Here is a 15,149-nt window from a genome sequence, read left to right as displayed (position 1 = left end):
GGCCACCCTGCCGCTCGCTCCTTGACCCGTCGAACCAACCGCTCGGATCGCCGCGTCCGACCGTGCGAACGCAACCGGCATCGGGTATCTAAATGCCCGAACAAACGTGCGCGAGTGTGACTTTCGTGACCTTTGGCCCCGTTCAGGCCAGCGCGCGCACCGGCACCGACGCGTTGTAGAGGCTTGCCCCGCGTTCGTCGCGCAGGTCGAACGACAACAGGTCGCCCGCGATCCGCACCATGCCGAATCCGGCGGCGGCGCGGCAGAAACGGGTCCCTTCGACCGGCACCACCGGCCGCGCCTCCATGCCGCCGCCGCACTGGATCATGTCGATCCCGTCGCGGCGGATATGCTGCAGGTCGTGGTCGTGCCCGGCGATATAGGCCTGCACCCCGTGCCGGTTCAGGATCGGCAGCACCCGCGCGACGATCTCCGGCTGGTCGCCATGGCCGCTGCCGCCCGACCGGATCGGGTGATGCCCGGTCACCAGCTTCCACCTGGCGCGCGACTGCGCCAGCGCCTCGTCGAGCCATGCCAGCTGCTGCGCCGTGTCCTGCGACAGCGTGTTGCGCCCGATCGCCTTGGTCGCATCGGCGCGATAGCGTTCGACGAGCGGGGACGTATCGATCGCGAACAGCTCGGTATCAGCCCGCGCCAGCGCCGGGTCTGCAACCCGGTAATAGCGCGCCGGCATCCGCCACCGCTTACTGCGCGCGGCATAGTCGATCTGCGCCTGCGGATTGCCGCGATAGTCGTGATTGCCCAGCAGCGCGTACCACGGCACCTGCAACGCCGGATGGGTATAGACCCCTTCGAACACCGACTGCCACAGCGGGTCGTCGACCGACGCCACCCCGTCGCTGTAGAAATTGTCGCCGATCGCCAGCACGAAGTCGCTGCCCGCCTCCGCCGCCGCCCGCCCCATCGCCGCCGCGACATGATGCTGCTCGGGCGTGTCCCGCCCCCAGTCGCCCAGCACCGCGAAGCTGCACCCCTTCGCATCGCGCGCCCGCGCCGCGGCCGGCGCCACGCCCAGCCCCGCCGCACCGATGGCGAACCCGCCGAGCAACGTACGGCGGTCGAGGATGATGGTCATGGGCGCGATGTTCCTGATCGGGGGCGGGTGCTGCGGCTTGAGCATGGCGATGTGACGGTTGTGTGTCGGTGGGGCATCGCGAGGGCAGGACACTTCACCCGCCTTCATAATCGGGACGTCGCCCCGGCGCAGGCCGGGGTCCGGTTGGAAAGGCTTTTCCGCATCGTGCCAATGCCCCCCAACCTCGCCCCGGCCTTCGCCGGGGTACGGATCGAAGGCTTTCGCAGAGGTTTCGACCCGAAGTGCGGCGTGACGGCGATGGTGTCGGCCTGTACCGCGCAGTGCAGCCGGACCGTGGCGGCAATTTTCCGAACAACCCAAAAGAAAAGGCGCCGGGACCAACGCCCGACGCCCCTCCATCTCGCGCGACGTGGCAGAGCCACGTCGTCGGTCCTCGCCGGGTCGGCGAAGCCGGCCGACAGCGCCTGTGGCACGCCTGCGTGCCACCGGTTGCCGGCACGGCAACCTCAGGCGCTGTAGTACATATCATACTCGACCGGGCTCGGGGTCATTTCCCACCGCGCCACTTCGCCGCGCTTGATCTCGACATAGGCCTCGATCTGGTCCTTCGAGAACACGTCGCCCTTCAGCAGATAGTCGTGATCCGCCTCGAGGCTGTCGAGCGCCTCGCGCAGCGAACCGCACACCGTCGGCACCTGCGCCAGCTCTGCCGGCGGCAGGTCGTACAGGTTCTTGTCCATCGCCTCGCCCGGATGGATCTTGTTCTGGATGCCGTCGAGGCCCGCCATCATCAGCGCCGCATAGGCGAGATAGGGGTTGGCCATCGCGTCGGGGAAGCGGACTTCGACGCGCTTCGACTTCGGACCCGTGCCGTACGGGATGCGGCACGATGCCGACCGGTTGCGCGCCGAATAGGCGAGCAGCACCGGCGCTTCGTACCCCGGGACCAGCCGCTTGTAGCTGTTGGTCGTCGGGTTGGTGAACGCGTTCACCGACTTGGCATGCTTGATGATGCCGCCGATGAAATACAGGCACATGTCCGACAGGCCGGCATAGCCGTCCCCGGCGAACAGCGGGTTGCCGCCGTTCCAGATCGAGAAGTGGGTGTGCATCCCCGATCCGTTGTCTTCCTTGATCGGCTTGGGCATGAACGTCGCGGTCTTGCCATACGCGTGCGCGACCTGATGCACGACATACTTGTAGATCTGCATGCGATCGGCGGTCGTCGTCAGCGTGCCGAAGGTCAGGCCCAGCTCGTGCTGCGCGGCGGCGACCTCGTGGTGGTGCTTGTCGCACGGCAGGCCCATTTCGAGCATGGTCGACACCATCTCGCCACGGATGTCGACGGCGCTGTCGACCGGGGCGACCGGGAAATACCCGCCCTTGGCGCGCGGGCGGTGGCCCATGTTGCCGGCTTCGTATTCGCGGCCCGAATTGCCCGGCAGCTCGATGTCGTCGATCTTGTAATAGCTGGTCGAATAGCTGTTCTCGAACCGAACGTCGTCGAACATGAAGAATTCGGCTTCCGGCCCGACATAGACGGTGTCGCCGATGCCGGTGGTCTTCAGATACGCCTCGGCGCGCTTCGCGGTCGACCGCGGATCGCGGGCATAGAGTTCGCCGGTCGACGGCTCGACCACGTCGCAGAAGATGACCAGCATCGGCGTCGCCGAGAACGGATCGGTATAGACCGCGTCCAGATCGGGCTTGAGCACCATGTCGGACTCGTTGATCGCCTTCCAGCCCTCGATCGACGACCCGTCGAACATCAGGCCGTCGGTCAGTTCGTCCTCACCCAGGATCGACGCGACCATGGTCAGGTGCTGCCACTTGCCCTTGGGATCGGTGAAGCGCAGGTCGATCCACTCGATCTCTTCTTCCTTGATCCGCTTCAGGATGGTGCTGGCGGTAATAGCCATCGGAAACTGCCCTTTCTGGATTAAACCCCGCGATCCGGCGCAATCAAACGCCCCGGAACGCCCCTCGATTCGAAATATTGCTGCGCTGCGTCAGATCGCGTCGTCGTTGCGCTCACCGGTGCGGATGCGCAAGGCGGTCTCGACCGGAATGACGAAAATCTTTCCGTCGCCGATCCGGCCGGTCTGCGCGGCGGCGGCGATCGCCTCCACGACGCGCTCGGCCAGACCGTCCTCGACCACGACCTCCAGCTTCACCTTGGGCAGGAAGTCGACGACATATTCGGCGCCGCGATACAGTTCGGTATGGCCCTTCTGCCGGCCGAAGCCCTTGGCCTCGGTCACGGTGATGCCGCTCACGCCGACTTCGTGCAGCGCTTCCTTCACCTCATCCAGCTTGAACGGCTTGATGATGGCCTCGATCTTCTTCATGCGCCTTGCCGATCCCCTCGGACGTGCCGGCCCGGACGGGCCGTTTGCATCCTGTTAAACAATTACCGTGCCAACCGGCGATTCGCCTCGGATACGATCATCGGGGATTTGGCCGGGACTGTCGATATTGCCCACAGAAGGGGCAGGGTGCCGGTTTTTCGGGCAGGGGCGTGTGTCGGTTGACAGGCGCTGCCCATGCCGCAATTTTCCGTCCAGGCTACGACGGAGACCGGAGTTGAGAGCAATCTTCTTCGCTTTCGCCGGCGGTGTGCTGCTGGTCGTTGCGGTGGTGCAGGCGTTCGGCGTGTACCGCTATCTTCAGGACACATCGGTTGTCGCCGGAACCGTGGTCGCGACGCCGCATGGCGGTAGCCACCCGGTCGTCCGCTTCGCCACGGCAAAGGGCAACATGGTGACCTTCCCCGGCAAGGGATGGATCGGCGGCTATGCCGTCGGCGACAGCGTATCGGTACGATACGATCCCCGAAGCCCCCGGATCGGTCCGTCGATCGATACGATAGGAAGCGTCTGGGCAGGTGTCATCGTGTTCGTGGTACTGGGCGCCGGTTTTCTGGTGGGAGGATTGCTGGTCAGGAAGGGAATGGCCTGATCGAACTCGAACAAAGCGCATGGCAATATGCCACCAGTGCTGGCGGAGCCGTGGGTATCGGGTTTGTCGCGGCATCGCGCGGCACCTTGTGCCTCGCTGATCCTTCCGGTCGGACCCGGCATTTCTATTATGGCGGATTGGGTGGCGGTGTCGGGTTCGGCGTCCGCTTGCCGAGGGTTCCCCGACCATCGTTCCGCGGCAGCAGCGTGTCCGGAACCGGGGCCGCCACCGCTTTTCCCAGCACGGGCCGCGTGTATAAGGCCCGCTCGATCGGACGCCGCGAACTGACCCCCGGCGACATTCAGGGCGCGGTGGTGTTTGTGGAAGGTGGATTGGGTCTGGGCGTTGGCGGGGCCGGAACCAGCATGATCTTCGGCATCAACGCGCCGCTGCTGATCGCAGCGGCGCTGTCGCCTGTCGTGTCTTCGCTTCTCATCAACCGGGCGATGGCGACGGCCACCGGCGTGATGGTATTCGCCGGCGTCAACGCCGGGTTGTAGGCGTGTGGCGGCTTCGCCGGGCTGGTCGGCTATCTGCGATAGGGCAATGACCGTTCCCCGCGCTCAGTAAGGCGGCTTGGTGAAGCCCTTCGGGCTCAGCGTGAAGATCTCGCACCCATCCTCGGTGATCCCGATCGAATGCTCGAACTGCGCCGACAGCGACCGGTCGCGCGTCACCGCGGTCCAGCCGTCGTCGAGCATCTTCACGTCGGGCCGACCGACATTGATCATCGGTTCGATGGTGAAGAACATGCCCGGCCGCAGCTCCGGCCCCGTACCGGGACGGCCGGCATGGATCACCTCCGGCGCGTCGTGGAACAGCTGCCCGAGGCCATGGCCGCAAAAATCGCGGACGACGCCATAGCGATGCGCCTCGGCGTGGCGCTGGATCGCGTGGGCCACGTCACCCATCCGGTTGCCGGGCTTCGCCTGTTCGATGCCCAGCATCAGGCATTCATAGGTGACGTCGACCAGCTTGCGTGCCTTAATCGGCACGTCGCCGACCAGATAGGTGCGGCTGCTGTCGCCATGCCACCCGTCGAGCAGCGGGGTGACGTCGATATTGGCGATGTCGCCGTCCTTCAGCGTCCGGTCCGACGGGATGCCGTGGCACACGACATGGTTGATCGAGATGCAGGTCGAATAGGCATAGCCGCGATAGCCGAGCGTGGCGGGCACCGCGCCGCCCTCGCGCATCAGGCGATAGATGATCGCGTCCAGTTCGGCGGTGGTGACGCCCGGCACGACGTGCGGCGTTATTTCGTCGAGGATGTGCGCGGCGAGGCGGCCGGCGCGGCGCATCCCTTCGAAGCCGGCGGCATCGTGCAGCTTGATCGCGCCGGTCCGGGCCAGCGGCATGTCGGCGGTGACGGTCTGATATTCGGTCATCGCCGCCATATAGGCGAGGATGCGGCGCTAGGCGAGGGCGCGGCGCCGCGCTATGCCGCCACCCATGACTGACCGCATCTGGACCGCCGCCCTGATCGTCATCGGTGACGAAATCCTGTCCGGCCGGACGCAGGACCGCAATATCGCGCAGCTGGCGACGTGGCTGAACGTACAGGGCATCCGCCTCGCCGAAGTGCGCGTCGTCGCCGACCGCGAGGATGCGATCGTCGAGGCGGTGAACACCCTGCGTGCGCGCAACGACTATCTGTTCACCACCGGCGGCATCGGCCCGACGCACGACGACATCACCGTCGATTCGATCGCGGCGGCGCTCGGCGTGCCGGTCGTCATCCATCCGCAGGCGCGCGCGATCCTCGACGCCTATTACCAGACCCGCGGCGGCCTGACCGACGCGCGGCTGCGCATGGCGCGGGTGCCGCAGGGCGGCGCGCTGATCGAGAACCGCATGTCCGGGGCGCCGGGCATCCATGTCGCGAACATCTTCATCATGGCCGGCGTGCCCCATATCGCCGCGGCGATGCTCGACAGCCTGACCGGCACGCTGGAGGGCGGACGCCCGGTCGTCTCGGCGACGCTCGGCTGCTGGGTGGGCGAGAGCGAGGTCGCCGAACTGCTGCGCGCCGTCGAGCGCGCGCATGACGGCGTGGCGATCGGCAGCTACCCGTTCTTCCGCGAAGGGCGTACCGGCGCCAACTTCGTCGTTCGCGCGACCGATCCGGCGGTCGTTGACGCCTGTATCGCCGATCTGGCGGCGCAGTTGCAGGCGGCGGGGCGCGACCCGGTGGCGGGCGGTATCTGACGCTTGCCGACCGCGGGTCCGCGCGTTATGTCGGACAAATAATTTCAGGAGAGAGCGACGTTGGCTAACCCGACCCGCATCGCGTTGGCCGGTATCGGCAAGATCGCGCGCGACCAGCATATCCCGCATATCGCCGCCAGCCCCGATTTCGAGCTGGTCGCCGCCGTCACCGGCCATGCCGCGCCCGACGGCGTTCCCGGTTTCCCGACGATCGACGCGATGATGGCGGCGATGCCCGACGTGCAGGCGATATCGATCTGCACCCCGCCGCGTGGCCGGCTGAACCTGATCCAGCAGGCGCTCGACCACGGCCTCGACGTGATGATCGAAAAGCCGCCGGCCGCCACGCTTTCGGAGGCGCAGGCGTTCGCACGTGCGGCGGAGCAGGCGGGCAAGGTGCTGTTCGCGACCTGGCATTCGCGCGAGGCGGCGGCGGTCGAACCTGCACGGCAATGGCTGGCGCAGCGCACCATCCGCCGCGTCGCGGTGAACTGGAAGGAGGACGTGCGCGTCTGGCATCCGGGGCAGGCATGGATCTGGGAACCGGGCATCGGCGTGTTCGACCCCGGCATCAACGCGCTGTCGGTCATCACCCACATCCTGCCGCGTGCCCTGCTGCTCGACGCCGCCGAGTTGCGTTTCCCCGCCAACCGCGACGCGCCGATCGCCGCCGATCTCGACTTCACCGATACCGCGGGGGTGCCCGTCCGCGTCGAATTCGACTTCGACCAGACCGGACCGCAGACGTGGGACATCGATGTCGAGACCGATGCCGGCCACCTCACCCTGTCGCTGGGCGCGTCGCGGATGGCGGTCGACGGCGTCGCGGTCGATGTCGGTGACGAGGCGGAATATGCCCGGCTCTACCGCCGCTTTGCCGAATGCCTTCGCGACCGGAAGAGCGACGTCGACCTGTCGCCGTTCGTCCACGTCAACGACGCGTTCCTGCTCGGGCGGCGGGTGACGGTCGGGGATTTCAGCGAGTAGACGCCAGGTCGTCACCCCGGCCTGCGCCGGTGTGACGATCGGCTAGGCGGTTCCGGCCATCGCCCCCGCGATCGCCGCCCGCGCCCGCGTCGCCACCGCCTTCCGCCCCAAGCCCGCCGGATCGAACGGCGCGAGGAAATGGATCGTCAGCCCGATCTGCCCGGCGCGCGCCAGCACCCGCGCGGCATTGGTCGTGCCCGGTTCGTCGCCCAGCCACGTCACCTCGTGCGCGTCGCCGTAATCGAGATAGACCGGCTGCACCTGCAACCCCGGCGGCGGCGGGTCGATCGCGCCCAGCAGCGCCGCCTTGAACGGCAGCAGCTCGCCCGGCGCGCCGGTCGTCCCTTCCGGAAACACGGTGACCGGATGGTCGGCGAGCAGCGCCTGGCGCAGCGTATCGATCTGCCGCGCGACGCCCAGCCGGTCGCCGCGATCGACGAACAGCGTGTGGTTCAGCGTGCACAGCCACCCGACCAGCGGCGCGTCGCGCAACTCGCCCTTGGCGACGAACGCGCTGCCGCTGGCCCCGGCGATGGCGAGGATGTCGATCCAGCTGCGATGGTTAGACAGGTACAGCACGTCGCGCGGCACCGGCGTGCCGACGACCGTCACCCGCACCCCGACGATCCGCGCGATCGCCCCCAGAAAGCGCGGCGGCCACGGCGATCGCGCGCCGACCAGCCGCCAGCTGCCGTGCAGCACCAGATAGCCGAGCAGCGCCGCCAGCATCCTGCCCGCCCGCGCTGTCATCCGTAGCCGCGCGGGCAGGGACATCGTCAGTCCTTGCGGTCGAGGCTGACGCCGTAGAGTTCCATGCGATGGTCGACGAGGCGGAAGCCCAGCCGCTCGGCGATCTGCTTCTGCAACAGTTCCAGCTCGGGATCGACGAACTCGATCACCCGGCCGGTTTCCACGTCGATCAGGTGGTCGTGATGCGCCTCGGGCGAGGGTTCGTAGCGCGCGCGCCCGTCGCCGAAATCATGCCGGTCGAGGATGCCGGCCTCCTCGAACAGCCGCACCGTGCGATACACGGTCGCGATCGAGATGCCCGGATCGATCGCCGATGCGCGCTCGTACACCTTCTCGACATCGGGATGGTCGTCGGCTTCGGACAGCACGCGGGCGATCACCCGGCGTTGCTCGGTGATCCGCAGCCCCTTTTGGTGACACAGCGCTTCGAGATCGATCTTGCGGGGCATGAATTCCTGTACGTCCAGACTGGCGGTGACCGCGTTCTAGCGCGCCCGACCGCCCAGCGAAAGCCGCTAAGATTCCCTTTGGAAACGCGTCGCGGCAAAACGCGCTTTTTCGCAAGTTTTCCAACGACCGCTCGGGCCGGCACGACATGCACAGGCTTGTCGTCACCCCGGGCCTGGCTCGGGGTGACGACAAAGGCTGATCCGGCTGCCTGAAACCGTCACCCCGGCGAAGGCCGGGGTCTCCATCGGCTCCTGCTGCGTGCTATCACCGGGAGATCCCGGTCTTCGCCGCGATGACGTCCGTTTCAATCGGGATGGACGAAACCCTGACCGCGCCGCACCCGGATCACGCGCTTCGGCGCTGCGTCCCCAGCCCGATCTGCTTGGCCAGCGTCCGGCGCTGCTCGGCATAGTTGGGCGCGACCATCGGATAGTCGGCGGGCAGGTTCCACTTCGCGCGATATTGCTCGGGCGTCATGTTGAAGTGCGTCATCAGATGGCGCTTGAGCATCTTGAGCTTCCGCCCGTCCTCGAGGCAGACGATATAGTCGGGCTTGATCGACGCGCGGATCGCGACCGCCGGTTCGGGGCGGGCGGCGGGTTCGTCGGCGGGCGTGCCCAGCGTGGCGAGCGCACCGTGAACCTCGCGGATCAGGGTCGGTATCTCGCCCACGTCGATGTTGTTGTTGCCGACATGGGCGGCGACGATGTCGGCGGTCAGGGCGATGAGCGTATCCTCGCGCCTGGCGGGCATATCCATAATCTTCCTCGTATACGCGGCCGGTACGTTGGCCGCCCCCGCTATCGACGCTGACCGGACGTCGCGCAACATTATATGCGGCTTTTTTGGAACCGGCGGGGCGATCGGGCGCCATCCGGCAGGCCTTCTTCCCGCGTGACGGGCTGCCTCAGCGAACGTCGAACCGTCCGCCCCGATCTGCCGTATCCCCGCGCAGGCGAGGGTGCGAAGGCAGCCCGTCGGGAAGGGGAGCGATCCGGCCGCTGCGGCAACCGTCGATCCGCGCCGGAGTTTGACGACTTGAAGTAGGATCGTTCGTGCTGAGTAGGGACTGAGCTTGTCGAAGGCCCGTATCGACGCACCCGTGGCGGTCCTTCGATACGCCGCTTCGACAAGCTCAGCGGCTACTCGGTACGAACGGTTACGTTTGACGTCATCACGCGCTAGACCAGCGGGATCGGCCGCACATAGGTATGGGCATCGAACCGCTCGCCGCCGCGCCCGGCATAATAATCGCGCCGCTCGCCGTGCCGGACGAAGCCCTCGCCGGCATATAGTCGCGTGGCATCGTTGCCCGCGCGCATCTCAAGACAGAGGCGCGCCGCGCCCCGCGTCTGCGCGTCGGCGATCGCCCGGCGCAGCAGCGCGCGGCCGATGCCGCGCCCGCGATGGTCGGGCCGCACCGCCAGCAGCAGCAATTCGGCGTCGTCGGCGATGGCGCGGGTCAGCGCGAAGCCGACCAGCAGTTCGGCGTCGTGCGCCAGCGTCAGCCACACGCCGGGCAGCGACAGCATCCCCAGGCACTGCGCCTGCGTCCACGCTTCGCCGAAGCGCGGCTCGAACGCCGCCTGCATCACCGCATCGACCGCCGCGATATCGGCGGCGGTGCCGTTGCCGATCACGATGGCGTCGCGGGTGTCGCTCATGCGCGGACGCTCGGCACCGCATCGGGTGCGCGGCCGTACAGCGGGGCGGGGGGCAGGGTGCGCAGCGCTTCGGGCAGCAGCATCACGTAGGCGGCGTCGGGCAGGCGGCTGGACTCGGGCAGGGCGGCATCGACCGTGCGCAGCCGCGCCAGTCCCTGTCCGACTACGCGGCGTCCGCGCAGCGCGGCGACGGCATCGGCAGGCTTGCGCGACACCGCCGGCCCGTCGGCGATCAGGTCGGCATCGAACGCCTGCTGGAACACCTCGCCATGGCCGCCGTCCAGCACCGCGACGATCGCGTCGCCCGGCGCCTCGGCCAGCGCCGCCGCCGCGATCGACGCCAGCGACGAATAGCCGCTGACCGGCACGCCCCAGCCGATGCCGAGGCCACGCGCCGCCGCCAGCCCGACGCGCACGCCGGTAAAGCTGCCCGGCCCGCAATCGACGAGGATCGCGTCGGCGCGGCCGTTATCCGGCAGCGCGGCGATCATCGGCACCAGCCGTTCGGCATGGCCGCGCCCGACCACGACATGCTCGCGCGCGATCACCACGCCGTCCTCGATCAGCGCGACCGAACAGGCGGCAGTGGCGGTTTCGATGACGAGCGTGCGCACGATCGGCGTCAGGCGATCCGGTTGAACCTGGCGAAATCGGGACGCGGCGAACGCGGGTGCAGGCTGGCGGGATCGCCATATCCCACGGTCGCGATCATATTGGCATGGACCGACGGCGTGTCGGCGAAGAACGCCGCATCCACCGCGCCGGCATCGAACCCCGTCATCGGCCCGGTATCCAGCCCCAGCGCACGCGCGGCAAGGATCAGATACGCACCCTGCAACGACGAATTGCGGAATGCCGACGCCCGTCGCAATTCGACATTGCCCTCGAACCACGACTTGGCATCAGTATGCGGGAACAGTTCGGGCAGGTGCTGGTGAAACTCGATGTCCATGCCGACGATCGCCGTCACCGGCGCGGCGCGAATCTTGTCGGGATTGGCACCCGTGGCACAGGCCGCCAGCTTGTCCTTGGCGTCCTGCGATGTGCACCACACGATCCGTGCGGGCAGCTGGTTGGCGCTGGTCGGGCCCCATTTCATCAGGTCCCAGATCGCGTGCAGCGTCGCGTCGTCCACCGGCCGGCCGGTATAATGGTTGAACGTGCGGGCGGTGCGGAACAGCGTGTCGAGCGCCTGGTCGTCGAGCTTGGGCATCAGACTGCACGAACCTCCGTGACTTCGGGGACATAATATTTCAGCAGCTGCTCGATACCGTTCTTCAGCGTCGCGCTGGACGACGGACAGCCCGAACAGGCACCCTGCAACTGCAGGTACACCTTGCCCTGGTCGAACCCGCGATAGACGATGTCGCCGCCGTCATTGGCGACCGCGGGGCGCACGCGCGTCTCGATCAGTTCCTTGATCTGTTCGATGATGTCGGCGTCCTGCGGGTCGTCGGTGAAGCTGTCCTCCGCCGGGACCGAGAAGCCGGCGCTGCCGGTGGCGTGGAACAACGGCATCCGCCCACCGAAATGGTCGAGCAGCAGCGCCAGCACATCGGGTTTCAGGTCGGCCCATTCGCTGCCCGGCGCCTTGGTCACCGACACGAAGTCGCGGCCAAAGAACACGCCGACCACGTCACCCAGTGCGAACAGCTGCGTGGCGAGCGGCGATGCCTCCGCTTCCTCGGGGCTCGCGAAATCGCGGGTGCCCGCATCCATGACGACCTGCCCCGGCAGGAACTTCAGCGTCGCCGGATTGGGCGTGGATTCGGTTTCGATCAACATGTCGCCCATGTGGCGGCATGGGCACGGGGGATCAAGGGCGGCCCGCCGGAAACGCTGCGTTGCCCCGTCGGCATGGCCGCGTTGCCTCCGTCGCTGCGCTGCGTTACCAGCCGTAACGATCTGGCAAGGGGGATGACGACCGGTGATCGAAACGCATCTGGCGAAGCTGCGCGCACGCGACACGATCTCGCCGGAGGAAGAAGCGGTCATCCGGGCGTCGCTGGGCGAGGTCCGCGACCTGCCTGCGAACCACACCTGCATCCGCGCGGGCGAACGGCTGTATTCCAGCACGCTGCTGCTCGACGGGCTGATGTACCGGTACAAGGATCTGCCGGGCGGCGAACGGCAGATCACCGAACTGCACGTCGCGGGCGACTTTCTCGACCTGCACAGCTTTTCGCTGAAACAGCTCGACCACAATGTCATGACGCTGACGCCGTGCCGCGTGGTGCTGGTGCCGCATGCCAGGCTGACCGAGATCACCGAAAAGCATCCGCATCTGGCACGGGTCTACTGGTTCCTGACCGCGCTCGACGCCGCGATCCACCGCGAATGGGAATTGTCGCTGGGCCGGCGCACCGCGATCCAGCGTATCGCGCACCTGATCTGCGAGTTGCAGGTCCGGCTGGGGCTGATCGGGGAGGTCGACGGCACCGGCTTCGCGCTGCCGCTGACGCAGGCCGGCCTGTCGGACTGCACCGGGCTGACCCCGGTGCATGTCAACCGCACGCTGCGCGAACTGCGCGAACGCGGGCTGGTCGAATTCCGCGGACGGCGGGTGTCGATCAACGACCTTGCCGGCTTGCGGTCGCTGGCCGAATTCGACGATTCCTATCTCTATCTGCGGCGCGAGGAACGGTAGCGCGAAGCTGAGCGGGGGCTGAACGCACGCCGCTTCGCAGCTTTATATTTCCGTCATCCCGTCGATACTGGTCGCGGCGTTGCAACGACGCTACACCCTGGCCCATGGCATCCCTGTATCGACTGGCCACGGGTGGCTTCACGACCCTGGCCCTGATCGCCGCGCCGCTCGCCGCGCAGACCCCGCCCGCATCGCCCGCGCCCGCGTCGCCGGCTCCCGCCCGGCAATTGCCGCCGCTCGAACCGGTGGCGCAGGGGCCCGACACGCCGTGGCTGTTCAGGGGCAGCGATATTCCGCCCGACCGGTCGTGGATGTACGGCGTGCTGCCCAACGGGCTGAAATATGCCGTGCGCAGGAACGGCGTGCCGCCGGGGCAGGTCGCGATCCGTGTCGCGATCGGCGCGGGTTCGCTGATGGAAACCGACAGCGAGCGCGGTTTCGCGCACCTGATCGAACATCTCAGCTTCCGCGGATCGGTGCACGTGCCCGACGGCGAATCGAAACGGGTGTGGCAGCGTCTGGGCGTTACGTTCGGTTCGGACAGCAACGCCTCGACCAGCTTTACGCAGACCGTATATAAGCTCGACCTGCCCTCGGCGACGCCCACCGGGCTGGACGAGAGCATGAAGATCCTGTCGGGCATGATGGCCGAACCGACGCTCAGCCAGGCGGCGCTCGACGCCGAACGGCCGGTCGTCCTCTCTGAACAGCGCGAGCAACCCGGGCCGCAGGTCCGCTTCGGCGATGCGGTGCGCAAGCTGTTCTTCGCGGGCCAGCCGCTGTCCGACCGCTCGCCGATCGGCAACGTCGAAACGCTCCAGGCCGCGACCGCCGACAGCGTAAAGAAGTTCCACGACCGCTGGTACCGCCCCGACCGCACCATAATCGTCATCGCCGGCGACGCCGATCCCGCCATCCTCGAAGCGATGGTGAAGAAGCATTTCTCCGCCTGGACCGGCACCGGCCCGGGTCCCGCCGACCCGAAATTCGGCGCGCCCAAGGCGAACGAACCGGTCGCGGCGGCGGTCAGCGAACCGACCATGCCGACGCTGGTCCAGATGGCGGTCCTGCGGCCATGGACCGTCGGCGACGACACGATCCTGTTCAACCAGGAACGGATGATCGACCAGATCGCGCTGCGCATCCTCAACCGCCGGCTGGAAAGCCGCGCGCGCGCCGGGGGCAGCTATATCTCTGCGGGTGCGAACCTCGACGACGTGTCGCGATCCGCCAACATCACCCAGCTGTCGATCCTCCCGCTGGGCGACGACTGGGCGGCGGCATTGCGCGACGTCCGCCAGTCGATCGCCGACGCGATGCGCACCCCCCCGACCCAGGCGGAGATCGACCGCGAGGTCGCCGAAATCCGCGCGGGCATGGAAAACGAGGTCCGCACCGCGCCCGTGACCGCCGGGGCGCTACTGGCCGACAACCTCATCTCCGCGACCGACATCCGCGAGACGGTGGCCGGTCCCGAAACCTCGCTGCGCATCTTCGAAGGCGCGGTGACGAAGAAGTTCTTCACCCCCGCGCGCGTACAGGCGGCGACGAAGAAGGTGTTCGACGGCACCGCCACCCGCGCCATCGTCAACACCCGCACCCCCGATCCGGCGGCGCAGGCCAGGCTGACCGCCGCGCTGTCGGAAAAGATCGCGGGCAGCGCGGCCCGGCGCGGCGGGCAGGGGGCGATCGGATTCGACCGGCTGGCTCCGCTCGGCAAGCCCGGCACGATCACCCAGCGCAGCATGGCGCTGGCCGATCCGCCGGTCGAACGCGTCGACTTCGCCAACGGGTCGTCGCTGCTGCTCTTCCCCAATGAATCGGAGACGGGGAAGGTCTATGTCAGCGTCCGCTTCGGCCGTGGCGTCAACGCGCTGCCGACCGATCGCCGCACCCCGGCCTTCGCCGCCGACCTCGCGCTGGTCGCCTCGGGCATCCAGACGCCCAAGGGCGTGCTGGGGCAGGAGGAGCTCGACCGGCTGACCGGCGGGCGGCAGATCGGCTTGTCGTTCGGGATGGGCGACGATGCCTTCACCCTGTCGGGCATCACGACCGCCGCCGACCTGACCGACCAGCTGAAACTGATCGCAGCCAAGCTCCAGTCGCCGGCATGGGACCCGGCACCGGTCGCCCGCGCCCGCGCGGTGATGCTGGCCAGCTACGACGCGCTCGGCGCCTCGCCCGACGGGGTGATGGCGCGCGATCTCGACGCGTTGCTCCACGCGGGCGATCCGCGCTGGGGCACGCCCGACCGCAAGGAGATCGAGGCGCTGACCCCGCAGGCGTTCAAGGCGCTGTGGGCGCCGCTGCTCGCCTCCGGCCCGGTCGAGGTGCAGGTGTTCGGCGATGTCACGCAACAGGCGGCGATCGATGCGGTCACCACGACGATCGGCGCGATGGCGCCGCGCAGCGCCGCCACCACCCCGCC

At 67.8% G+C, this 15,149-nt stretch carries 17 protein-coding genes; 6 read left to right on the top strand and 11 right to left on the bottom strand.

The window, feature by feature from the left end:
- Positions 1–142: 142 nt before the first annotated feature.
- From QLH51_RS10330 to QLH51_RS10320, 3 genes are all read right to left on the bottom strand, one after another.
- Entirely contained in the window at positions 143–1,096 is a 954-nt protein-coding gene (locus QLH51_RS10330) for a metallophosphoesterase (protein WP_164516046.1), read from the bottom strand.
- A 467-nt stretch (positions 1,097–1,563) separates the two neighbouring features.
- Positions 1,564–2,976 carry a type I glutamate--ammonia ligase gene (gene glnA / locus QLH51_RS10325; RefSeq protein WP_125654387.1) on the bottom strand — a complete coding sequence of 471 codons (1,413 nt, stop codon included), beginning with the start codon at positions 2,974–2,976 and terminating at the stop codon, positions 1,564–1,566.
- A 90-nt stretch (positions 2,977–3,066) separates the two neighbouring features.
- Positions 3,067–3,405 (bottom strand): P-II family nitrogen regulator, encoded by a 339-nt coding sequence (locus QLH51_RS10320; RefSeq protein WP_055759592.1) that lies wholly within the window; start codon positions 3,403–3,405, stop codon positions 3,067–3,069.
- A 235-nt stretch (positions 3,406–3,640) separates the two neighbouring features.
- On the opposite strand from QLH51_RS10320, the gene QLH51_RS10315 reads away from it, so the two are divergent.
- Both QLH51_RS10315 and QLH51_RS10310 read left to right on the top strand, forming a co-directional pair.
- The gene (locus tag QLH51_RS10315; RefSeq protein ID WP_164516047.1) at positions 3,641–4,015 is read left to right on the top strand and encodes a DUF3592 domain-containing protein; all 375 of its coding nucleotides are present in this window, start codon (positions 3,641–3,643) and stop codon (positions 4,013–4,015) included.
- 206 nt (positions 4,016–4,221) lie between these two features.
- A complete protein-coding gene (locus QLH51_RS10310) occupies positions 4,222–4,515 on the top strand; it encodes a hypothetical protein (RefSeq protein WP_125654391.1) in 294 nt (97 codons plus the stop codon).
- Between the two features lie 63 nt (positions 4,516–4,578).
- Here the strand turns inward: QLH51_RS10310 and map are convergent, their stop codons facing one another.
- Complete coding sequence (gene map, locus QLH51_RS10305; RefSeq protein ID WP_125654393.1) at positions 4,579–5,403, bottom strand: type I methionyl aminopeptidase; 825 nt, start codon at positions 5,401–5,403, stop codon at positions 4,579–4,581.
- Between the two features lie 64 nt (positions 5,404–5,467).
- On the opposite strand from map, the gene QLH51_RS10300 reads away from it, so the two are divergent.
- Both QLH51_RS10300 and QLH51_RS10295 read left to right on the top strand, forming a co-directional pair.
- A complete protein-coding gene (locus QLH51_RS10300) occupies positions 5,468–6,223 on the top strand; it encodes a competence/damage-inducible protein A (RefSeq protein ID WP_125654395.1) in 756 nt (251 codons plus the stop codon).
- 60 nt (positions 6,224–6,283) lie between these two features.
- Positions 6,284–7,210 carry a Gfo/Idh/MocA family protein gene (locus tag QLH51_RS10295; RefSeq protein WP_125654397.1) on the top strand — a complete coding sequence of 309 codons (927 nt, stop codon included), beginning with the start codon at positions 6,284–6,286 and terminating at the stop codon, positions 7,208–7,210.
- A 42-nt stretch (positions 7,211–7,252) separates the two neighbouring features.
- Here the strand turns inward: QLH51_RS10295 and QLH51_RS10290 are convergent, their stop codons facing one another.
- From QLH51_RS10290 to QLH51_RS10260, 7 genes are all read right to left on the bottom strand, one after another.
- Positions 7,253–7,984 (bottom strand): lysophospholipid acyltransferase family protein, encoded by a 732-nt coding sequence (locus QLH51_RS10290; protein WP_206428775.1) that lies wholly within the window; start codon positions 7,982–7,984, stop codon positions 7,253–7,255.
- Between the two features lie 2 nt (positions 7,985–7,986).
- Entirely contained in the window at positions 7,987–8,409 is a 423-nt protein-coding gene (locus QLH51_RS10285) for a Fur family transcriptional regulator (protein ID WP_125654400.1), read from the bottom strand.
- 346 nt (positions 8,410–8,755) lie between these two features.
- Positions 8,756–9,169: a MucR family transcriptional regulator gene (locus QLH51_RS10280; protein ID WP_125654402.1), complete on the bottom strand. Its 414-nt coding sequence runs from the start codon at positions 9,167–9,169 to the stop codon at positions 8,756–8,758.
- Between the two features lie 422 nt (positions 9,170–9,591).
- On the bottom strand, positions 9,592–10,074 hold the full coding sequence (locus tag QLH51_RS10275; RefSeq protein ID WP_125654404.1) for a GNAT family N-acetyltransferase: 483 nt from the start codon (positions 10,072–10,074) through the stop codon (positions 9,592–9,594).
- Positions 10,071–10,688: a tRNA (adenosine(37)-N6)-threonylcarbamoyltransferase complex dimerization subunit type 1 TsaB gene (gene tsaB, locus QLH51_RS10270; protein WP_125654406.1), complete on the bottom strand. Its 618-nt coding sequence runs from the start codon at positions 10,686–10,688 to the stop codon at positions 10,071–10,073. Before tsaB ends, QLH51_RS10275 begins: the two co-directional genes overlap by 4 nt.
- Before the next feature lie 8 nt (positions 10,689–10,696).
- Positions 10,697–11,287, bottom strand: a complete 591-nt coding sequence (locus QLH51_RS10265; RefSeq protein ID WP_206428776.1) for a malonic semialdehyde reductase — start codon at positions 11,285–11,287, stop codon at positions 10,697–10,699.
- Entirely contained in the window at positions 11,287–11,859 is a 573-nt protein-coding gene (locus QLH51_RS10260) for a NifU family protein (RefSeq protein ID WP_125654410.1), read from the bottom strand. The genes QLH51_RS10265 and QLH51_RS10260 overlap by 1 nt, the downstream gene beginning before the upstream one ends.
- A 142-nt stretch (positions 11,860–12,001) precedes the next feature.
- On the opposite strand from QLH51_RS10260, the gene QLH51_RS10255 reads away from it, so the two are divergent.
- Positions 12,002–12,721, top strand: a complete 720-nt coding sequence (locus QLH51_RS10255; protein ID WP_125654412.1) for a Crp/Fnr family transcriptional regulator — start codon at positions 12,002–12,004, stop codon at positions 12,719–12,721.
- A 104-nt stretch (positions 12,722–12,825) separates the two neighbouring features.
- Positions 12,826–15,149, top strand: a 2,324-nt coding sequence (locus QLH51_RS10250) for a M16 family metallopeptidase (RefSeq protein WP_283514544.1), incomplete at its 3' end; no start/stop codon positions are given.

It is taken from the genome of Sphingomonas sp. 2R-10 (assembly GCF_030062225.1).
Classification (GTDB): Bacteria; Pseudomonadota; Alphaproteobacteria; order Sphingomonadales; family Sphingomonadaceae; genus Sphingomonas.
The sequence above is the reverse complement of the archived record's forward strand: the minus strand, read 5'-3'. Positions and strand labels throughout refer to the sequence as shown.